General features: G+C 71.1%; 18 protein-coding genes and 1 riboswitch. Of the genes, 8 read left to right on the forward strand and 10 right to left on the reverse strand.

The window, feature by feature from the left end; genetic code table 11:
- Nucleotides 1–266: 266 nt before the first annotated feature.
- The gene (locus tag ACIBCM_RS24795) at nucleotides 267–1,172 is read right to left on the reverse strand and encodes a LysR family transcriptional regulator (RefSeq protein ID WP_399246690.1); all 906 of its coding nucleotides are present in this window, start codon (nucleotides 1,170–1,172) and stop codon (nucleotides 267–269) included.
- Nucleotides 1,173–1,246: 74 nt separating this feature from the next.
- Here ACIBCM_RS24795 and ACIBCM_RS24800 point away from each other — a divergent pair, with 74 nt between their 5' ends.
- On the forward strand, nucleotides 1,247–2,221 hold the full coding sequence (locus tag ACIBCM_RS24800) for a DMT family transporter (protein ID WP_399246692.1): 975 nt from the start codon (nucleotides 1,247–1,249) through the stop codon (nucleotides 2,219–2,221).
- Here the strand turns inward: ACIBCM_RS24800 and ACIBCM_RS24805 are convergent.
- On the reverse strand, nucleotides 2,212–3,549 hold the full coding sequence (locus ACIBCM_RS24805; protein ID WP_399246693.1) for an aminotransferase class I/II-fold pyridoxal phosphate-dependent enzyme: 1,338 nt from the start codon (nucleotides 3,547–3,549) through the stop codon (nucleotides 2,212–2,214). The two genes, ACIBCM_RS24800 and ACIBCM_RS24805, sit on opposite strands and share 10 nt — an antisense overlap.
- A 47-nt stretch (nucleotides 3,550–3,596) precedes the next feature.
- Between ACIBCM_RS24805 and ACIBCM_RS24810 the strand changes: the two genes are divergently transcribed.
- A complete protein-coding gene (locus tag ACIBCM_RS24810; protein WP_399246695.1) occupies nucleotides 3,597–4,262 on the forward strand; it encodes a pyridoxamine 5'-phosphate oxidase family protein in 666 nt (221 codons plus the stop codon).
- Nucleotides 4,263–4,486: 224 nt separating this feature from the next.
- Here the strand turns inward: ACIBCM_RS24810 and ACIBCM_RS24815 are convergent, their stop codons facing one another.
- From ACIBCM_RS24815 to ACIBCM_RS24825, 3 genes are all read right to left on the reverse strand, one after another.
- Nucleotides 4,487–5,521, reverse strand: coding sequence for a DMT family transporter (locus ACIBCM_RS24815; protein WP_399246697.1), 1,035 nt, complete (start codon nucleotides 5,519–5,521; stop codon nucleotides 4,487–4,489).
- Nucleotides 5,522–5,683: 162 nt separating this feature from the next.
- Nucleotides 5,684–6,760 (reverse strand): EamA family transporter, encoded by a 1,077-nt coding sequence (locus tag ACIBCM_RS24820; protein ID WP_399246699.1) that lies wholly within the window; start codon nucleotides 6,758–6,760, stop codon nucleotides 5,684–5,686.
- A 62-nt stretch (nucleotides 6,761–6,822) separates the two neighbouring features.
- Complete coding sequence (locus ACIBCM_RS24825; RefSeq protein ID WP_399246701.1) at nucleotides 6,823–7,395, reverse strand: Clp protease N-terminal domain-containing protein; 573 nt, start codon at nucleotides 7,393–7,395, stop codon at nucleotides 6,823–6,825.
- A gap of 264 nt (nucleotides 7,396–7,659) precedes the next feature.
- On the opposite strand from ACIBCM_RS24825, the gene ACIBCM_RS24830 reads away from it, so the two are divergent.
- Entirely contained in the window at nucleotides 7,660–7,854 is a 195-nt protein-coding gene (locus tag ACIBCM_RS24830) for a hypothetical protein (RefSeq protein WP_399246703.1), read from the forward strand.
- Between the two features lie 78 nt (nucleotides 7,855–7,932).
- The gene (locus ACIBCM_RS24835) at nucleotides 7,933–8,361 is read left to right on the forward strand and encodes an SRPBCC family protein (protein ID WP_399246705.1); all 429 of its coding nucleotides are present in this window, start codon (nucleotides 7,933–7,935) and stop codon (nucleotides 8,359–8,361) included.
- 150 nt (nucleotides 8,362–8,511) lie between these two features.
- Here ACIBCM_RS24835 and ACIBCM_RS24840 read toward each other — a convergent pair whose 3' ends face one another.
- Both ACIBCM_RS24840 and ACIBCM_RS24845 read right to left on the reverse strand, forming a co-directional pair.
- Nucleotides 8,512–9,108 carry a PadR family transcriptional regulator gene (locus tag ACIBCM_RS24840; protein ID WP_399246707.1) on the reverse strand — a complete coding sequence of 199 codons (597 nt, stop codon included), beginning with the start codon at nucleotides 9,106–9,108 and terminating at the stop codon, nucleotides 8,512–8,514.
- Between the two features lie 164 nt (nucleotides 9,109–9,272).
- Nucleotides 9,273–10,067, reverse strand: coding sequence for an oxidoreductase (locus ACIBCM_RS24845; RefSeq protein ID WP_399246756.1), 795 nt, complete (start codon nucleotides 10,065–10,067; stop codon nucleotides 9,273–9,275).
- Between the two features lie 652 nt (nucleotides 10,068–10,719).
- On the opposite strand from ACIBCM_RS24845, the gene ACIBCM_RS24850 reads away from it, so the two are divergent.
- Together ACIBCM_RS24850 and ACIBCM_RS24855 are read left to right on the forward strand one after the other, a co-directional pair.
- Nucleotides 10,720–11,403 (forward strand): 1,4-alpha-glucan branching protein, encoded by a 684-nt coding sequence (locus tag ACIBCM_RS24850; RefSeq protein WP_399246709.1) that lies wholly within the window; start codon nucleotides 10,720–10,722, stop codon nucleotides 11,401–11,403.
- A gap of 141 nt (nucleotides 11,404–11,544) precedes the next feature.
- Nucleotides 11,545–12,366: a PhzF family phenazine biosynthesis protein gene (locus ACIBCM_RS24855; protein WP_399246711.1), complete on the forward strand. Its 822-nt coding sequence runs from the start codon at nucleotides 11,545–11,547 to the stop codon at nucleotides 12,364–12,366.
- A 128-nt stretch (nucleotides 12,367–12,494) separates the two neighbouring features.
- Here ACIBCM_RS24855 and ACIBCM_RS24860 read toward each other — a convergent pair whose 3' ends face one another.
- Together ACIBCM_RS24860 and ACIBCM_RS24865 are read right to left on the reverse strand one after the other, a co-directional pair.
- Nucleotides 12,495–13,292, reverse strand: a complete 798-nt coding sequence (locus tag ACIBCM_RS24860) for a CPBP family intramembrane glutamic endopeptidase (RefSeq protein WP_399246758.1) — start codon at nucleotides 13,290–13,292, stop codon at nucleotides 12,495–12,497.
- 120 nt (nucleotides 13,293–13,412) lie between these two features.
- Complete coding sequence (locus ACIBCM_RS24865; RefSeq protein WP_399246712.1) at nucleotides 13,413–14,936, reverse strand: glutamate--cysteine ligase; 1,524 nt, start codon at nucleotides 14,934–14,936, stop codon at nucleotides 13,413–13,415.
- 483 nt (nucleotides 14,937–15,419) lie between these two features.
- Here ACIBCM_RS24865 and ACIBCM_RS24870 point away from each other — a divergent pair, with 483 nt between their 5' ends.
- Both ACIBCM_RS24870 and ACIBCM_RS24875 read left to right on the forward strand, forming a co-directional pair.
- Entirely contained in the window at nucleotides 15,420–16,007 is a 588-nt protein-coding gene (locus ACIBCM_RS24870; RefSeq protein ID WP_399246714.1) for a hypothetical protein, read from the forward strand.
- A gap of 386 nt (nucleotides 16,008–16,393) precedes the next feature.
- A complete protein-coding gene (locus ACIBCM_RS24875) occupies nucleotides 16,394–16,591 on the forward strand; it encodes a DUF5999 family protein (protein ID WP_399246716.1) in 198 nt (65 codons plus the stop codon).
- Nucleotides 16,592–16,962: 371 nt separating this feature from the next.
- Here the strand turns inward: ACIBCM_RS24875 and gcvP are convergent, their stop codons facing one another.
- The gene (gene gcvP, locus ACIBCM_RS24880; RefSeq protein WP_399246718.1) at nucleotides 16,963–19,845 is read right to left on the reverse strand and encodes an aminomethyl-transferring glycine dehydrogenase; all 2,883 of its coding nucleotides are present in this window, start codon (nucleotides 19,843–19,845) and stop codon (nucleotides 16,963–16,965) included.
- Nucleotides 19,846–20,027: 182 nt separating this feature from the next.
- Nucleotides 20,028–20,124, reverse strand: a riboswitch (glycine riboswitch).
- Nucleotides 20,125–20,150 lie beyond the last annotated feature (26 nt).

Below are 20,150 nucleotides of genomic sequence, written 5' to 3' on the forward strand. Positions count from 1 at the left end.
GGGCGCACCCGCGTCCGGCGGATCGCCCCCGGCGTACGGGATCAGTCGCTGTTCAGCGGCACCGCCCCCGGGATCGCCGGGAGCGGTGCCCCACCACCGTAGGCAGCCGGACACACCCCGGGCTCGGCCGCTGCCACCAAGGATCGGGGCGGGTTTCGTACTCCCCGACCACGCGGACCGGCACCCGCCCAAGCGGACCGGCAGCGGACTCCCCCGCCGGTCCGGCCGTCACCCCTGGGCTTCCGCCCCCGCCGCCGGTCCGGCCGTCACCCCTGCGCCTGGGTCCCCGCCACCCGCAGCGCGTCGACCGTCGCCCTGATGGAGGGCCGGCGGTCCGCGTCGGCGCGCCACACCGCGTACACATGGCGGTACACCCGCTGCCGTACGGGGATGATCACCACGCCCTCCGGCACCGTCCCCCGCCCGAGCCTGGGCGTGACACAGACCCCGCACCGGGCCGCGATCAGCGCCATCTGGGTGTGGTGCTCCCCCGCGAAGTGCTGGATCCGCGGCTCGACCTTCTTCGCGCGGAGCGTGAACACCAGCCACTCGTAGCAGAATCCGCCCTCCGGCCAGGACACCCAGTCGTCCTCGGCGAAGTCCTCCAGATCGACCTCGGAGCGCCCCGCGAGCCGGTGGCCCGCGGGCACGGCGACATCGGCCACGTCGTCGAGCAGGCGCGCCCGGGCGAGTCCGCCGGGCGTGGGCAGCCGCTTGTTGTTCCAGTCGAGCACCACGGCGAGATCGAGATCGCCTCGGACGACGGCCGCGATGCCGTCCTCCGGTTCCAGCTCCCTCGTACGGACGCGCAGTTCGGGGTGGGCGGTACGCAGGTCCGAGACGGCCTGCGGGAAGAGCCCGCGCGCCGCCGTCGGGAAGCCGCAGACCCCGACCTCTCCGACGACCTGTCCCCGCTGTGCCTCGATATCGGCCTGTGCCAGCTCGACCTGGGACAGGATGCGGGCCGCGTGGTCGGCGAGCAGCCGTCCGGCGTCGGTCAGCCGCACCCCGCGTCCGTTCTTGGCGAGGAGCCGCTGGCCCACCTCCCGTTCGAGCTTCGCCATCTGCTGGGAGACGGCGGACGTCGTGACATGCAGTCCGTCGGCCGCGGCGCTGACCGAACCATGGCGGGCGAGCGCGTCCAGGGTCCGCAGGCGTTCCAGGTTCAACATGTAAGCAATGCTAATCGAATGCACCAACATTTTCTCGCTTGTTCTACGAGATCTCATGGGTGAGGCTGAGGTCCATGACCTCAGCCGCCCTGTCCCCCGCCGTCCGCCACCGCCCCCGGCTCGACTGGCGCGCCCGCTTCGCGGTCCTCTCCGTGGTGTGGGGCTTCAGCTTTCTGCTGATCAAGGTCGGAACGGAGGCGTACGCACCCTTCCAGGTCACCCTGGGCCGTCTGTTCTTCGGTACGGCGGTCCTGGCCGTGGCCATGGCGGTGCGCCGCGAGCGGCTGCCACGCGGTATCCGCACCTGGGCGCATCTGGCGGTGGCCGCTTTCTTCGTCAACGCGCTCCCGTTCTCGCTGTTCGCGTTCGCGGAGCTGACGATCTCCTCCACCCTGGCGGGTATCTGCAACGCGACATCGCCGCTGTGGGGGATGGCCCTCTCCCTGGTGGCGCTCTCCGAGGACCGCCCCACACGCCGCCGGGTCGCCGGGCTCGGCCTCGGCTTCATCGGGGTGCTGACCGTGCTCGGCGCCTGGCAGGGCTTCTCGGGGCTGGACGCCACCGGCACCGCGCTGGCGCTGACCGCCGCTCTCAGCTACGCGGTCGGCTGGATCTACGTCCGCCGCACCCTGGCGGGCAGCGGCCACTCGAATCTCTCCCTCACCGGGGGCCAGCTGCTGCTCGCCACGGTTCAGCTCGCCCTGGTGACTCCGGTGTTCACCACGTTCCCGACGTCGTTCCCGCTCGTTCCGCTGCTGGCGGTCCTCGCCCTCGGGACGCTGGGGACCGGGTTCGCGCTGCTGCTCCAGTACGGCCTGGTCGACGACGTCGGCCCGACGGCCGCGCATATGGTCACCTACTTCATCCCCGTTGTCGCCACGGCGGCGGGAGTGCTGATCCTCGGTGAGCGGCTGGACTGGTACACCCCGGTGGGCGCGCTGATCGTGCTGCTGGGGGCGGCCCTGACCCAGACCCGGCCGAAGCCGGCGAAGGCCACCGGGGCCGTGACGCTTGAACCCGTCTGCCGGCAGCCGGCCACTCAGCCGTAGCTGCGCGCCCTGGTGGGACCGGCGGCCGCCGCCACCGCGTCGGCGACCCGGCCGATCTCGTCCGGGCTCAGGCCCGACACCGTGAGCCGCACACCCGGCGGGGAGGCCAGTCTGAAGCGGGCCCCGGGGACGACCGCCCACCCCGCGTGCAGCAGCCGGGCCACGGCACCCGTCTCGTCCGGGACCGGCACCCAAACATTCAGCCCGCTGCGCCCGTGCGCCTCGATACCGCGACCGGCCAGCGCCTCGATGAGCGCGTCCCGCCGCCGCGCGTACGACGCGGCCACCGCACGCGGATCGACCGCTTCCGTCGCCCAGAGGTGGACGACCGCCCGCTGGAGCAGTCTGCTGACCCAGCCGGGTCCCACGAACTGCCGTCCCGTCACCCGGTCGACGGTGATCCGGTCGCCGGTCAGTACGGCGACGCGCAGATCGGGGCCGTACGCCTTGGCGGTGGAGCGGACGAACGCCCAGCTGTCCGTGACCCCGGCCAGCGGGTGCAGCGGCAGATCGACGATGCCGTGGCCGTGGTCGTCCTCGATGAGCAGGACCTGGGGGAACCGGGCCAGGACGGTGCGCAGTTCACGCGCGCGCGCCGCGCCGACCGCGGCACCCGTCGGGTTCTGCGCGCGGTCGGTGACGATGAGCGCCCGGGCGCCCGAGCCGAGCGCCCGGGCCGCCTCGCCGGGGAGAGGGCCGTCGTCGTCGACCCGTACGGGCACCGGCCTGAGCCCGAGCGCGGGCACGAGGTCGAGCAGGTTTCCCCAGCCGGGATCCTCCACGGCGACCGTGTCCCCGGGGCGCAGATGGGCGGCGAGTACGCGCTCGATGGCGTCGAGCGAGCCGGAGGTGGCGGCGACCGGCCCGTCCGGCACCCCGTCGGCGTCCAGCGCGGCCCGGGCGAGCCGCGCGAACTCGGGGACGACGGTCGCCCCTCCGTAGAGCCCCTGGGACGGGGACCTGCGGTTCTCCCGGGCCGCCGCGGCGAGGGCCTCCTCCAGCGGGGGCAGCAGCGCGGGGTCCGGGTTGCCCTCGCTCAGATCCCGTACGCCCGGGGGCGCCTCGACCCGGATGGACCCGCGCGCGGTGCTGGCCGGGCGGGAGCGCACCCGGCTGCCCCGGCGGCCCGCGGTCTCGATGATCCCGCGCTCGCGCAGGGTCCGGTAGGCGGCGGCGACGGTGTTCGGATTGACCCCCAGCCGCTCGGCCAGCTCCCGCATGGGAGGCAGCAGCTGTCCGGGCTCCAGCCCTCCGGTGCCGACGGCGCGCTCGACACTGGCGGCGATGTCCGATGCGCGCCGACCTTCGATCCGATACTCTCCTAGCACAAACAGAATTATGCACTAGTGCAATACAGGACGCAAAGGAGACCGCCGTGCCGGACACGATCACGTCCTACGAAACCACCGACCGCACCGTCCCCACCCGCTCCCGCGAACGGGCCTCCTACGACCGCGAGCTGATCCACTCGATACTCGACACGGCGTATCTGTGCCATCTCGGTTTCGTCCGCGACGGGGCGCCCGTGGTGCTGCCGACGCTCTACGCCCGGATCGCGGACCGGCTGTACGTCCATGGCTCGACGGGCTCCCGCCCCCTGCGGATGACCGGCGCGGCGGACCCCGGGCTCCCGGTGTGTCTGACGGTGACGCACGTCGACGGCCTGGTGCTGGCGCGCTCCGCGATGCACCACTCGATCAACTACCGCTCGGTCGTGGTCCACGGCCCGGCCCACCAGGTCACGGATCCCGAGGAGAAGCGCGCCGCCCTCGACGCCCTGGTGGACCAGGTCGTCCCGGGACGGTCCCGGGACTCCCGGCCGGCGAACCCGAAGGAACTGGCGGCCACGGCCGTCATCCGCCTGGATCTGAACGAGGTGTCGGCCAAGCTCCGCTCGGGCCCGCCCAACGACGACCCCGAGGACCTGGAACTCCCGTACTGGGCGGGGGTCGTCCCGCTGAAGCCGTCGTACGGCACCCCGGTCCCCGCGGAGGATCTCGCACCCTCGACCGCGCTGCCGGACTACCTCACGATGCTGTGAGTGTCCGCCTCTCGGCGGGGTGAGCCGCCGCGTGGCGCGGGGGCGCCGGTCCTGCTCCGGCGCCCGGCCGGGCCACCTGCGGGTTTCCTGGACACGAGCCCCGCTCCCTTCGAGCGGCCGGGCCCCGCGGACTTGACGACCGGGGCGCCCGCCCCGGCCTCCGGTGAGCGACCGGGCCGGAGGCCCCCGGTGAGCGACCGGGCCCGGAGCGAGGACGCGCACTCTCACTCCGGTCCGCTCACCGGCCCCACCCGCCCCTCACGCACCGGCCGCGCCGTCCGCGTCTCCGCGAAGGCGAGCGCTGTCACCGCCGACAGCAGCACCAGAGTGCCCGCCGCCGTCGCCGCCGTCAGCCGCTCACCCAGCAGCGTCACGGCGATCACCGCCGCGCCCACCGGCTCCAGGAGCATGATCACGGACACGGTCGCGGCGCGGACGACGGCGGCACCGGCGAAGTAGAGCACATACGCGAGCGCCGTCGGCACCGCGGCCACATACGTCAGCAGCGCGATCACCCGGACCATGTCCCCGGTGTTCGCGCTGTGCGGCATCAGCCCCTCGGCCAGCGCCATCGGCAGCAGGCAGACCGAGCCGACGGCGAAGGCCCAGGCCGTCGTGGACAGCGGGTCACCGCCTCCGTCGCGCCCGAGCCGGCGCGCCAGCAGGGTGATCGCCGCGTACCCGGACGCCGAGAGCAGGGCGATCAGAATGCCGGCCGGCCGGACCGTACCGCCCTCGCCGCCCAGCACCAGGACCGCCAGACCGATGAGCGCCCCGGCGACCGCGATGACCCCGCCCCGGCCCAGCCGCTCACCCATGGTGAGCCGTGCGCCGACCGCGATCAGTACGGGTCCGGCGCCCAGGGTGACGACGGTGGCGACGGCGAGCCCGGTGGCCTGGACGGCGGCGAAGTAGGCGCTCTGGAAGACGGTGAGCCCGATCCCCGTACCGAGGATCCGGATCAGCCGCCTGCGCCGGGACTCGGCCCGGACCGGGACGGGGCGCGTGACGGCCGTACGCGCGCGCCGCGCCCGAAGGGCGAGTGCTCCGAACAGCAGCACCAGCCCTCCGAGACAGCGCCAGAAGGACAGGGAGAGCGGTCCGAGATCACTGACCCCGAAGACCAGCGAGGCGGCGGCGCCCGCGGTCCCCCAGGCGATCCCGGCGATGCTCAGATAGAGGAGGCTCCGCCCGACGGACGCGGGTGCCGGCGACTGCGCGGGCACACCGACGGCGGGAGCGGAGGAAAGATTCGACACGTGTGGTCTCCGTGGGAAGAACGGGGTGGCTGGTCGCTCTGCTCCGTCACGCGGGCAGCAACGAACCGCTCGGGGACTGCCCGAGCCCGGTCTTCGTCAACGGCTGGCCGCCCGCGCTAAGCGGCAGGCGGCGGAAGGACGGTCGAATGCATGATCGGCAGCCTACGTCCCCGTGCGCCCGGCCGACAACTCCCCTTCCGAGGTGTCCTCCCCGGCCGCGTTCACGGTGGCCACCGCCGGTGCCGTGGCGGGTTGTCCGTGCGGATCCGCACCTCCCGGCGGCCGGGAGGTCTCCGTGCCGGGCCCGGAGGCGATCGGCCCCGACGGCGCCTTCGGCGCCTGGGACTGGGCGATCAGCGCGCCCCCCAGTACCAGCGCACCGCCCAGGATCTGCGGCAGGGACAGATGCTCCCGCAGCAGCACCCAGGCCAGCACCGTCGCGATGACCGCCTCCAGACAGGCCACCACGCCCGCGACCTGCGGGGACAGCATCCGTACGGAGACCACGCCGGTGACATACGCGAGCACGGTCGCGAGCAGTACCACCCAGCCGAGCAGCAGCCAGGCCGCGACCCGGGTCCCGCCCATGCCCACCTCCCCGCCGAGGATCGAGAAGTCCATGCCCCACGGGCGCGCGACCAGCGTCAGCACGGCCGCGCCGACGAGGAGTCCATAGGCGATGACCCCCAGCGGGTCCGCCCGGTCCTCCCCGTCGGCGCCGTGGTCCGACAGGATGAAGTAGCACGCCTGGCAGCACGCGGCCCCCAGCGCGAGCAGCAGTCCGAGCACATCGAAGCCGAGCCCCGCCCAGACCTCGACGACACACGCGAGGCCGGTGACCGCGAGCACCACGCCGACCGCGGCGGCGCGAGTGACGGGCCTGCGCTGGACGAAGCGGATCCAGCCGAGGACGAGCGCCGGACCGAGGTACTCGACCAGCAGCGCGACCCCGACGGGGATCCGGGAGATGGAGGCAAAGTAGAACGCCTGCACACCCGCGACGGCGAGCAGTCCGAACCCGAGGAGGAGTACGGGTTTACGGCGCACCAGGTCCCGGTGGCGCCAGGCGAGCGGCAGCATGATCAGCGCGGCTCCGGCCACCCGCAGCCACACCACGTGCAGCGGGTCGAGCCCCGCCTCGATCAACGGCTTGGCCGCCACTCCCGATCCACCGAACGCGAACGCCGAGACCAGGGCTATCGCCAGGCCCGCGCTCTTTCCCGAAGACGCCTGCTGCATCGGCACATCATGTCAGCGAGGGTCAGCACCGTCGACCCCGTGACGCATGTCGAGACGTGCCGTCACTCGGCCGCGGCCAGCGCCGCGCCGTCCCCCGGGTCGAGCCCGTCGAGCCGGCGGATGTCGATGCCCGCGCCGCGCAGGACCTCCATCGCCCGGCACTCGGGATCGGCGGCCAGAGCGGCGAACAGATCGACGCCGGCGGCGCGCTGCCGCCCGTACGACTCCGCCCGCCGCAGCGCGCCCTCCATGGCGGTGGCGGCCGACGGCGACCAGCCCGCTCCCGAGGGTCCCGGGGTGCGGGAACCGGCCGCGGGAACATCACGGACGACGGGGACGGCGCCCGAGTCCTCCACCGAGCCCTGCCAGCGCAGGCCGTAGCCGATGCTGCGCTGTACGAGATAGCCGAGCACCCGTGCGACCCCTGGGCCGGGGCGGAACAGGGCACGGACCTCGGGGTCCGACTCCAGCAGCGAGTGCAGCAGATGGGCGGTGTCGATCTGCCGGTCACCGTCCCGCAGGGCCCGGCGGCGCGCACCCTCGACCACCGAGGCCAGCTCGGCGGTCAGCCGGGCGTCGGCCTCCGCACGGGGGACGACGGGCTGCCGGGGCAATCGCGGGACGGGATGGTGCACGCTTCCTACCCCATCAGCCGCCGGAAGCGGGGGCGTCCCCGTCCGGGCCCATTCCGCCCTCCCACCCAAGTCGGGTACGGACGGCCGAATACTCCTCCTTACGGATGAGATATCGGTGATCCTCCCAAAGGGGTCGGACTGTCCCGCTCACCCGCCCCGGAAGGTCTTCCGCCCGCCGCGGCCCGCGCCGGGACCGCACTTCCCGGCCCCTTACACCTGCCCTGGGCGGCAACCGGAGGACACCGGACGCGCGTCCCCTCCCACATGTTCTGGATGGTCGCCCTGCCCTCGGTCGACGGGCGGGAGTACGTGTACCGGGTGTACGCGCCGTCCGACGCGCTTCCCGCGGATGTCTTCTGGGCCGCCTTCCACTGCCACGACGAGGGACCGCACCCCCGCGCTTCGGACCGCTTCGACTCCGCCGAGATCTGGCACCACCAGCTGGTCGAACACATCTGACTGTTCATCAGTATTGAATGTTCGGGGCACTACGGCTACGTTCCGCGACACCGTGATCCGACATGGAGGGGTGGTCGTATGGCCGAAGTCACCGCCGAGGCCCGTATCGAGGCACCGGCCGAGAGGGTCTGGGCCCAGCTGACGGACTTCACCGGGTACGACCGGTGGAACGCGATGCACACCGGCTTCCCCAAGGGCGGCCCGGCCTCACTGGAGCTGGGGGCCACCTACGAGGAGAACATGAAGCTCATGGGATTCCCCGCCGAGATCACCTGGACGGTGGACGAGTTCGAGGCCGGACGGCTGCTGGGCATCCGGGGCACGGGGCCGATGGGTGTCAGCGTCGGCAACCGCTACTCCCTCACCCCGGAGGGCGACGCGACACGGGTCCGTATCGAGGGCGAGTTCACCGGAGCCGCGGTCTCACTCATGGCGGGGAAGCTGAAGGACTCGGCGACGGCCGCGCTCAACGAGTCACTGCGCAAGCTCGGCGGACTGGTGACCTGAGCCTTCCCGTACCCGTACGCCCCGGCCCCGCGCACCCGCCCGCCCTTCGCGGCACCGCGCGGACGATGCCCCGGACCGACGCAGCGCGATCCCACAGCGTGGCTGGGCCCCGCGCCGGTGCGCGGGACCCAGCCACGGGCCTCCCCCGACTCAGTGCTCGTCGGCGAGGATCAGATAGAGCTTCTTGCGGGTCTCGTTGATGGCCTCGACGGCCTTCTGCCGCTGTTCGGCGCTGCCCGTCTTCCAGACCTGACCGAAGGCTTCCATCAGCCCCCAGCCCGCCTGCCGGATCTCATTGACGGCGTCCCAGTCGACTCCGCGCCCGGCCTCTTCCCACGGGGCGTCCGGCCCCGCCTCGGCCTCGGTACGACCGGAGTCGGTGAGCGTGAACAGCTTCTTGCCGCCCTCGCTCACGCTGGTGATCAGCCCTTCGTCCTCCAGCAGCTGAAGCGTCGGATACACGGAGCCCGGGCTGGGCTTCCAGGCCCCACCACTGCGCTCGCCGATCTCCTGGATCATCTCGTATCCGTGCATCGGGCGGTCCTTGAGCAGCGCCAGGATCGACGCCCGCACATCACCGCGCCGGGCCCGCCCCCTGCCGCCTCCGCGACCGCGCCCGCCACCGAAGGGCCCGCCGAACGGCGGCCCGAACTGACCGAACGCCCCACGGCGCCCCTCGAAACCGCCACGACCCTGATGGCCGGGCCCGCACTGTCCATGTCCGTGTTCGTGTCCATGTGAACGCATCGCTACGCTCCTTCCATCGTTGATCTGTCGCGATGCTTCAACGATATATCGGAAACTATTTGCCGACAAGGCTCGGCCCGAAATCGCGGTTGTCCCGCCTCAAGCGATCTGGTCCCGGTCTCACATGACCTGGTTCCCTTCGCCCGTCGTCTCGATCGATGGGGTCAGGTGGTCTTGATCTGGCCACCGTCAATGACGAATTCCGCGCCGGTGATGTTGGCGGCGCGTGGGGAGACAAGGAAGGCGGAGAGTTCAGCCACTTCCCGGGGTTCGGTGATTCGCCCGGTGGAGATGCCCATCTGCCGGGGCAGGACCTCGTCGAGGGTCTCCTCGGCGCTCTTGCCGGTGCCGGCTGCTGTGGCCTCGGCGAAGCCTCCGGGATCGGTCCAGAAGGGAGTGCGGACCGGTCCGGGGGCGATGGCGTTGACGCGTACGCCCTGTGGGGCGAACTCCTCCGACAAGGCTTTGGTCAGATTGCTCAGGGCAGCCTTGGCCGCTGAGTAGTCGACGACCGCGGGAAAGGGCAGGCGGGCGTTGATGGAGCTGATGTTGACGATCGCTCCGCCGTCGTCGGCGAGCAGATGGGGTAGCGCGGCGCGGCTGGTGCGGACCGCGCTGAAGAAGGTCAGATCGAAGACGGTCCGCCACTCGGCGTCATCGATGTTCAGGAAGCCGGTGCGGGGATGGGTGGCGCCGAGGTTGTTGACCAGCACGTCGATCCGTCCGTGGCGCTCGGCAACTGCGTGGATCAGCAGGTCGGGGCCGTCGGCCTCACCCAGATCGACGGGAACGAAAGTGACGCCGTACCTCTCACACAGTGCGGCGAGCTCGGGGGTTCGGGTACGGCTGCCGGCGACGACGCGGGCGCCTTCCCGGCCCAGGGTTTCGACGATGGCCAAGCCGATGCCCTTGCTGGCACCGGTGACGACGGCAACCTTGTCGGTGAGACCCAGGTTCATCGGCATGCTCTCCTGTACCGCAGGTTGAGACTGGATGCTCCCCGCACTGGTCAGGGCAGATTCAGTATCACGTACCGGCCTGTCTCCAGCCCTTCGCCACAAGCGTGGTGTGAGAAATCCGTGGCTACCGCGCGGCACGGTAGCCACGGATTCTGCTCTCAGTTGCTGAGAGCCGGACATCGGTGCCGGCAACCAGATCATGTGAGACGGCGGGTGGCATCCGGATCGATGGGCTGTCCCGTGGCGGACCGGATCACCTGACGTTCCGGGGATTCACCCGTCTCGGTTGATCTGGTCGCACCAGGTCACGGGCATGTGGTCGGACCAGATCGCTCAGGACGGGACGACGGCGGCCTGCCCCCGGGGTTCCGGCCCCGTCCCCGGCGGCCGGGCCCGAACCGCCCGTGATCCCGGCTGTCGGGTATGCCGGGTGCGCAGCGTACGTTCTCCTGGCGCCATCGAGCCGCGGCAGGGCGTGCCGGGCACCACGGACGGCCGGTCGCCAGGAAACCGGTCGCCAGGGAAAGGGATCCGGCCCGGCCGCGAGCGGCCCGCCCATCCACCCCGGCGGAGCTCACCGAGGTCCCGCCGGAGCCGCCTGGTAGGTTCGCCGGCACCGCAGTTTTTCGCCGCAGGCGCAGGGAGTCATGACGTGGCCGTCATCCACCGGACGACGATGAACCCCACCAAAACGGAGCTGCTGGCCGGGTGGCTCCCGACCCAGCCCTGGTATCGGGGCGGCAGCCGGGCAGCGGCGCCCGCCCCGGTCGGCGGCTTCCGCCTCGACGATCCCGAGGGGCAGGTGGGGATCGAGTTCATCGTGGCCACCGACACATCCGCGGGCGAGGCGGTCACCTACCTCCTCCCGCTGACGTACCGGGGCGCACCCCTCGACGATGCCGGCCGGGCCCTGATCGGTACCTCGGAACACGGAGTACTCGGACGGCGGTGGATCTACGACGGCACCCACGACCCGGTGCTCGTCACCCGGCTTCTCGCCCTGATGACCGGCGACGCCGTTCCCCAGGCCCAGCACGAGAGCAACACCCCGGACGGCTCCGTCACGGGCCACTTCGCCGGCCCCGGCCAAGGCCCCCTGACCGACATCGTCTCCGTGACCAGCGGCTCCCACGGCACCGACATCGTCATCGGCACCGGACCCACCCCGGCCGAAGCCCGGATGCACCTCGGCATCAAGCGGGTCCTCCGCCCTCTCCCGGACGGCCTCCCCGCACATGGCCCCCACCCCCTGGGACACGTCACCGCCCCCTGGCTGGAGGCGGACGGCACCTCGGTACGCGGCCTGTTCGCCGTCGCCGACAGCGCCTGTTCCTGATCCGGTCCGGCGGACGGTGACACCCCCGCGGTGAGACCGGCCGGGGTCCGGTGCGACCGGTCGCCCTGCCCCTCCCCCACCAGGGAAAAGGCACGAGGGCACCGCCCCTGCCAAGCATGCGCACCCGCTACCGTCGAGGCCATGCGGATCCGAATCGTCGACGCCTTCACACCTCGCCCCTTCGCCGGTAACCCCGCCGCGGTGGTCCTTCTGGACGGCCCGGACTTCCCGGACGACTCCTGGCTCCAGAAGCTCGCCGCCGAGGTCAACCTCTCCGAGACCGCCTACGCCCACCCCCTGCCCCCTGGCGGCGACGCCGACTGGGCGCTGCGCTGGTTCACCCCGGCCACCGAGGTCGACATGTGCGGCCATGCCACGCTGGCCACCGCCCATGTGCTCCACACCACCGGCACCGCGAGCGGCACGGTCCGTTTCGCCGCCCGCTGCGGGATTCTCTCCGCGACCAGCCATGAGGACGGCACGATCACGCTCGACTTCCCGACCTCCCCGCTCACTCCCCTGGAGATCACGGACGCCGTGACGGCGGCCATCGGCGCGAAGGTGCTCTCGGTGCACGACACCGGCCCGCACATCGGCGATCTGGTCGTCGAGGTCGCCGACGAGAGGACCGTACGGGGGCTGACTCCGGATCCGGCCGCCGTCGCCGCCCTCTCCGACCGGGGCGTGATCGTCACCGCGGCGGCCGACGGCCCGGACGGCGGCTATGACTTCGTGTCCCGCTGCTTCTTCCCGGGAGTGGGCATCGACGAGGACCCGGTGACCGGCAGCGCGCACACCGCGCTCGCGCCGCTCTGGTCGGCGCGCCTCGGCCGTACGGAACTGACCGGGCTCCAGGCATCCGCCCGCTCCGGCCTGGTCCGCACCTCTCTGCGCGGCGACCGCACCCTGCTCTCCGGCCGGGCGGTCACGGTCATCGACGGCGACCTGCTGACCGCGCCCTGACAAAACCTGTCGGCCCCACAGGACCGGCAGGCGGAGAGGTCAGGACCACCCCGCGAGTGCCGCACCCAGGGACGCCGTACCGGAGAAGGGCGTACGGACCGTCCCCGTACGTCCCTGTCCGCCACCGCTCACACCGTCGGCAGCCAGCTCACCTTCCCCGCCAGCAGCGCGTATCCCACAAAGGCGACGATGTCGAGCAGCGCGTGGGCCACCACGAGGGGACCCACCCGCCCCCACCGCCGGTACAGCAGGACGAAGACGACGCCCATGACCATATTGCCGATGAAGCCGCCGATCCCCTGGTAGAGGTGGTACGAGCCGCGGAGCACCGAACTCGTCACCAGCGCCGCCGTCGGGGACCAGCCCAACTGCCCGAGTCTGCGCAGCAGATAGCCGACGACGATCACCTCCTCCACCACGGAGTTCTGGATCGCCGAGAGGATCAGTACGGGGAACTTCCACCACACCTCGGGCAGTGACTCGGGCACGACGGTCAGATTGAACCCCGTGGCCCTGGCCACCAGATAGAAGGCGAGCCCAGCGCTGCCGATGCCCGCCGCGACCAGCGTTCCGCGTCCGAGGTCGGGCCACGGCCTGGTCCGGTCGAAGCCCATCGAGCGCAGCCCTCCGGCGCCCTCCCTGGTCAGCAGATGGGCGACCAGGAGGACCGGGACCAGTGCCGTCGCGATACCGAAGAGCTGCCAGGCGAGATCGAGCCAGGGCCGCCCGGGTGCGTACGACGCGTTCAGATTGGCCGCCTGCTCCTTCAGGCTCGCCGGTCTGGTCAGTGAGCCGACAAAGCTGATCAGCGACGACACCGCGCTCGCGCCCAGTGACAGCGCGAGCACCAGGAGTATCTCGGACCGCAGAATCCTTCGTGGCATGACCTCCGGGGGAGGAGATTCAGCCAGGGGTCCCGCCTCCATCTGCACACGTGCCTCCCGTTGAGTAGTCCCGCCCGCCCATCTTCACCCCGGGCGGTCCCGGACACGCCGCCGGGGGCGGATCCACTCGTTCAGTGCGCCGTGGAGCGGTGCCCGGGCGGCTCAGCCCGCCGCCGTCTCCCTTCCGGGAAAGCCGACCGGCCAGGTGTGCACCGGATCCCCCTGGTGCATGAGCTCGCAGTACCGGCGGGTCATCGCCGCGAGGGCCGAGTCCCGCCCGAGTCCGGCGTCCCGGGCCCGGTGGTAGGTGTCCGACTGCCACGAGGCACCGTTGACCCGCCGCTTGCAGCGTTCCTCGATCACCCCGAGGCAGCGGTCGCGGTCCGCGGGTTCGACGTTCCACGCGTCCAGCCCCGCCGAGGCCAGCGGAAGCAGTTCGTCCCGTACGAGTTTGACCACGGGCACGGTGGTGATCTCGCCCGCCCGTCCCGGACGCGGCCACCTGAGCTCGGCCTCGATACCGTCGCGGCACGCGGTGTCGAAGTTCTCCGCCGCGTCTTCGAACGGAAGCCGGGTCCACACCGGCCGCGACTCCTCGGCGAGGGCACGGACCAGCCCGTAGTAGAAGGCGGCGTTGGCGACGACGTCGATGACGGTGGGGCCCGCGGGCAACACCCGGTTCTCCACCCGCAGATGGGGCACCCCGTCGGCGATGCCGTAGACCGGGCGGTTCCAGCGGTAGACCGTGCCGTTGTGGAGGACGAGTTCGGAAAGTGCGGGAATTCCGCCCTCGTCGACGATCCGCAGCGGATCCTCTTCGTCGTCGACGATCGGCAGAAGGGCCGGAAAATAGCGGATGTTCTCCTCGAAGAGGTCGTACGCGGAATTGACCCAGCGCTCCCCGAACCAGGTCCGGGGACGTACTCCCTGGGCCTGGAGCTCGGGCGGCCGGGTGTCGGTGGCCTGCTGGAACAGCGGGGGCCGGGACTCCCGCCAGAGTTCCTTGCCGAACAGGAAGGGCGCGTTGGCGCCCACGGCGACCTGGACCGCCGCCACCGCCTGCGCGGCGTTCCACACATCGGCGAACCGGGCCGGCGTCACCTGGAGGTGCAGTTGCACCGAGGTACAGGCCGCCTCCGGAGCTATCGACGCCGAGGTGCAGGTCAGCCGCTCCACGCCCTGGATGTCCAGGGTGAACTCCTCGCCGCGGGCCGCCACGATCTCGCTGTTGAGCATCGTGTAGCGCTCGTCGTCGGAGAGATTCGCGCTGACCAGATCCTCCTGGGTGAGGGTCGGCAGAATGCCCGTCATCACAATCCCGGCACCGATCTCCAGGGCCTTTCGATGGGCATAACCGAGACCGGTGCGCAGCTCCTCCGCCAACTGGTCGAAAACCCGGCCGCCGAGGCGGTGCGGAACAATGTTTACTTCCAGATTGAACATTCCGAGTTCCGTCTGGAAATCCCGGCTCGCGATACGTTCGAGTACTTCCGCATTCACCATCCGAGGCAGTCCGTCAGTGCCTGCGAGATTCAGCTCGATCTCCAGGCCCATGAGATTCCTCGGCCGGTCGAATCGCTTCTCCGCCAGCAGTCGGCCCAGCGCGGCCAGGCACTGCTGGAGCTTCCGCCGGTACCGCTGACGATCGGACAGCGCGAACCCGCCTGCCTCGACCTTGTCCCCCATCGAAGTGTCCTTCCTCGGGTGGGCACCACGGAGCTTCTCCCGCTCGCGTCACGGACGATAATGCCCAGACTGACTGATCCATAACGCGGCGCGGAGTCCGCTCGACCGGTACTGTGGCAGGAGCGGCCGGACGGCACGGCCCCTCGGCAGGGTGCAGGACGCACCTACCTCCGCTCATCGCCTGATGAAAACGCCGACGGGTTTCGGCCTACCGATGCGTAGCCGTATTCCCAGGTTATCGCCTGAAAATCACCGGAAATCCGGCAGAACACCCGTGTGCGCGGGACCTGAACCCACCTTGCTCTTAATGCCTGCGAACGCTAGCGGAAACACCGTGAGAACACGTGTCGTATAAACTCCGCGAACGAGGCAGAGAGTTGGCACCCGGTGGCCCTTCCGGCCCCCCTCTGGCCCCGCACGCTGACAGCGCCGTCCGCACCTGCCCTGGTTCCACCGTGTCTCCCGAGTGAGAGGCGACCCACCATGCCGCTGCATGTCCTCCCGCCCCCTTCACCTGCCCTCCGCAGCGTTCTCGCGGCACTCAGTTCCCCGACGGCGGTCCGTGAGGACCGCACCCCCGCGCTCAGGTCCGCCCAGGGGCCCGTCAGCCCGGAGTCCCCGCTCCCGGTCCATGTCCTGGACAGGGTCGTACCGAACGGCGGCCCGCCCACCACCCGGCTCACGGGGTGGCGCTTCCTGATCCGCGGCGGCGATCGCTCACTGGCCGCCGCGGAGACCGTGCTCAGCCCCGACGGCTGGACGTTCTCGCACTTCTTCGAGGGTCCCTATCTGCGCTCCACCGAACAGGCGCTTCTGCAGGCCGAGTCCCTCAAGACTCCGTTCCAGCCGCGTCTGCTGTCCGTCCCCGAGCTGTACATGCTCACTCTCTGGCTGCACGGGGACACGGAGGCCGACGCCTCATCGGGCACCCCCAGGCCCACCGACGTCCTGGTGCCCCTCGCGCCGGCGCCGCCCGGTATCGCGGCCCACCGGCCCCACCGGGTGGCCGATCTGCTCCCGGTGATGACCCTGCGGCTGCCCCCCGGCCCGCTCCTCGGCTCACCGGCCTGATCCCGTTCCCTTCCCGTCCTCCCTCCCGTTGCACTCTTTCGCTAACTCGTCCCCCTTCCCGTTCGCCTTCCCGTTTCACTCTCCCGTCCCACCAACGGGAAGGCCATCGGTCGCGCCCCGTGACCGCCCGACAGCGGGGCGCACCGCCTGCCCGGATGGACTAGTCCATCCCGGCCCCCCTGAACCACCCGAAAGGACAGTCAAGTTGAGCTGAACCGTCCGCGTGGGTGATACGTCTCTAACCAGTAAGACGAGCTGCCGCGAAATCCCTGCGGATTGACGCTCGTGCGGCAACACTGGGACCGGACCGAGAGATACGGGGGGCGGCCATGAACAACTCATCGAGCCGCAGGACACTCACCACATCAGAGCGAAAGATCCCGCCCATGTGCCAGCATCAGCCTGCTTGTCCGACATCAGACTCAGCCGACAGGGACGCGGCTCGCCTCGTGGCTCACCACCCGGAACAGGGCTGGAGCCTGCTGTGCAACGGCGTCCTCGTCTTCGAGGACACCGGAGGGCTGTTGCCCGACGGTCAGATCATCGGCCCGCACCGTCCGCTCCGGGCAATGAAGGCCGCGTAGGGCCTCCCGTCCGGATCCCGCCGGGCCCGCCGCCTGCCGAAGCACAGCGTCCGCCCCCGTAACCCGGCTACGCGTTGGCCCCTCGAACTGCCGGGAGAACACCTCGGCGCCCACCCCCCCATGAACAACCCGGCGCCCCGCCATCACCGCGCGGTAGGCGCCACAGAAGCCGCGTCGCAGGGCGGGCCACCGCCCGTACGACCATCTGACCGCAGGGCCTGACGGCTCGACGAAAGGCCGCCCGTAGGACCGCATGCTCCGCGCGAGCGGAGCGCGTCCGTACGGTGAGCGGCTTCGGCCACGACGAGGGGCCGGCCGGAGAGTTGCTCCGGACCGGCCCCGACGCACACCCGCTACCGGCCGGGCTCCCGTCAGTTGTCGTACTCGTCCAGCGGAGGGCAGGAGCAGACGAGGTTACGGTCGCCGAAGGCGCCGTCGATACGGCGGACCGGCGGCCAGTACTTGTCGGCGGCGCTCACCCCGGCGGGGAAGACGGCCTCGTCCCGGCTGTAGGCGTGCTCCCACTCCCCGCCCAGCGCTGCGGCGGTGTGCGGCGCGTTCCGCAGCGGGTTGTCCTCGGCGGGCCACTCCCCGGACGCGACCTTCTCGATCTCCGCGCGGATGGCGATCATCGCGTCGCAGAACCGGTCGATCTCCGCCAGGTCCTCGCTCTCGGTGGGCTCGATCATCAGCGTCCCCGCCACCGGGAACGACATCGTCGGCGCGTGGAAGCCGTAATCGATCAGCCGCTTGGCGATGTCGTCGACGCTGACCCCGGTCGCCTTGGACAGCGGGCGCAGATCCACGATGCACTCATGGGCGACCAGCCCCCCGGGGCCCGTGTACAGCACGGGGTAGTGGGGCTCCAGCCGCTTGGAGATGTAGTTGGCGGCGAGCACCGCGACCTGGGTGGCCCGCTTCAGGCCCTCGCCGCCCATCAGACGGACATAGGCCCAGGAGATCGGCAGAATGCCCGCCGAGCCCCAGGGAGCGGCCGAGACCGGTCCCACCCCCGTCTCGGGACCCGCGGTCGGCTGGAGCGGATGGTTCGGCAGATACGGGGCAAGATGAGCCCGCACACCGACCGGGCCCACACCGGGGCCGCCGCCGCCGTGCGGGATGCAGAACGTCTTGTGCAGATTCAGATGGGACACATCGCCGCCGAACCTGCCCGGCTTGGCGAGCCCCACCAGCGCGTTGAGATTGGCCCCGTCCACATAGACCTGGCCGCCGGCGTCGTGCACCCGGGCGCAGATGTCGGCGACGTGCTCCTCGAACACCCCGTGGGTGGACGGGTAGGTGATCATCAGCACGGAGAGCTCGTCCCGGTACTGCTCGATCCTGGCCCGCAGGTCGTCGATGTCGATCTCGCCGTCGTCGGAGGTCTTGACGACGACGACCTTCATGCCCGCCATCACGGCGCTGGCGGCGTTGGTGCCGTGTGCCGAGGAGGGGATGAGGCAGACGGTGCGCTGCTCGTCGCCGTTGGCGCGGTGGTACGCGCGCACGGCGAGGAGTCCGGCGAGTTCGCCCTGGGATCCGGCGTTGGGCTGGATGGAGACCTTGTCGTAGCCGGTGACCTCGGCGAGCCGCTCCTCCAGCTCACGGATGAGCGTGAGATATCCGGCGGCCTGCTCGACCGGGGCGAAGGGGTGGATCTGCCCGAACTCGGGCCAGGTGACCGGCTCCATCTCGGTGGTCGCGTTCAGCTTCATGGTGCAGGAGCCGAGCGGGATCATCCCGCGGTCCAGCGCGTAGTCCCGATCCGCCAGCCGGCGCAGATAGCGCAGCATGGCGGTCTCGGAGCGGTGCTGGTGGAAGACGGGGTGGGTCAGGTAGTCGTCGGTGCGCAGCAGCGCCCCGGGCAGCGCGTCCCCGGTGGCCGCGTCCAGCGACTCGATGTCGGCGTCGACGCCGAAGGCGCTCCAGACGGCGATGACGTCGGCCCGGGAGGTCGTCTCGTCACAGGCGACGGAGACATGGGACTCGTCCACGAGATGGATGTTGACCCCGCCCTCCCGGGCGGCGGCGACCACGTCGGCGGCGGCCGGTACCCGCACGGTCAGGGTGTCGAAGTACGAGCCGTGCACGATCTCGGCGCCGCCCGCCCTCAGCCCCTCGGCGAGCAGTGCGGCGTACCGGTGGGCCCGCGCGGCGATCGTCCGCAGTCCGTCGGGGCCGTGGTAGACCGCGTACATCCCCGCCATCACGGCCAGCAGCACCTGCGCGGTGCAGATGTTGCTGGTGGCCTTCTCCCGGCGGATGTGCTGCTCACGGGTCTGGAGCGCGAGGCGGTACGCCTTGTTCCCGTCGGCGTCCACGGACACGCCGACGAGCCGTCCGGGCAGGCTCCGGGCGAACTTCTCGCGTACGGCCATATAGCCCGCGTGCGGCCCGCCGAAGCCCATGGGGACACCGAAGCGCTGGGTGGTGCCGACGGCGATGTCCGCGCCCAGCTCGCCCGGTGAGGTGAGCAGGGTCAGGGCCAGCAGATCCGCGGCGACGGTGACGATCGCGCCGAGGCCGTGCGCCTGCTCGACGACGGGCCTGATGTCCCGGACGGCGCCGGACGCGCCCGGATACTGGAGGAGCACACCGAACACACCGCGCTCGGCGACCCCGGCGGGGATGCCGTCGCTCAGATCGGCGGTGACCACCTCGACGCCGGTCGGTTCGGCGCGGGTGCGGATCACCGCGATCGTCTGCGGCAGCACATCGGAGTCGACCAGGAAGACGCCCTCCTTGACCCTGCCGACCCGGCGGGCCAGCGACATGGCCTCGGCCGCCGCGGTGCCCTCGTCGAGGAGTGACGCGCCGGAGGTGGGCAGTCCGGTCAGATCGGCCACCATCGTCTGGAAGTTCAGCAGGGCCTCCAGACGGCCCTGGGAGATCTCCGGCTGGTACGGCGTGTACGCGGTGTACCAGGAGGGGTTCTCCATGACGTTCCGCAGGATCACCGGCGGGGTGAAGGTGCCGTGGTAGCCGAGGCCGATCATCGGGGTGAGGACCCTGTTGCGCTCCGCGAGGCTGCGCAGCTCGGCGAGGACCTCGGCCTCGGAGCGTCCACCGGGCAGGTCCAGCGCCCCGGCGCTCTTGATGACGTCGGGCACCGCGGCGGCGGTCAGCTCGTCCAGCGAGCCGTATCCCACCTGCGCCAGCATCTTGGCCTGGGCCTCGGCGTCGGGCCCGATGTGGCGCTGCTCGAAGGGTACGGCTCGCTCCAGCTGCGAGAGCGGAATGCGGTTGGCGGTCATGTAGGAGGCCTCCTGGTCTGACGCGACCTGCGAGGGGCATCACGGCGGATGCCCTGGACGGCCTCCCCCTCTGTCATCTCAACCTGAGAGTTTCACCGGACCGCCCGTGACCGGGGCGCTCCGGCTTTCACCGTCGGTGAGAGCGGATGCCGTCCGACGCCCGCTCTGCTTTCCAGAGTGACCTCGTCCGTGCGGTACAGGTGCCTGAGAGATTCCGGGGAGGATTTGCTCCTTCGGCGCCACCGTCGTCCTGCCGGTGGACTCTCCCGCACGGGGTCAACAGCCGCTTGTCAGCCTACCAGCGC

It is taken from the genome of Streptomyces sp. NPDC051018 (assembly GCF_044456085.1).
Classification (GTDB): domain Bacteria; phylum Actinomycetota; class Actinomycetes; order Streptomycetales; family Streptomycetaceae; genus Streptomyces.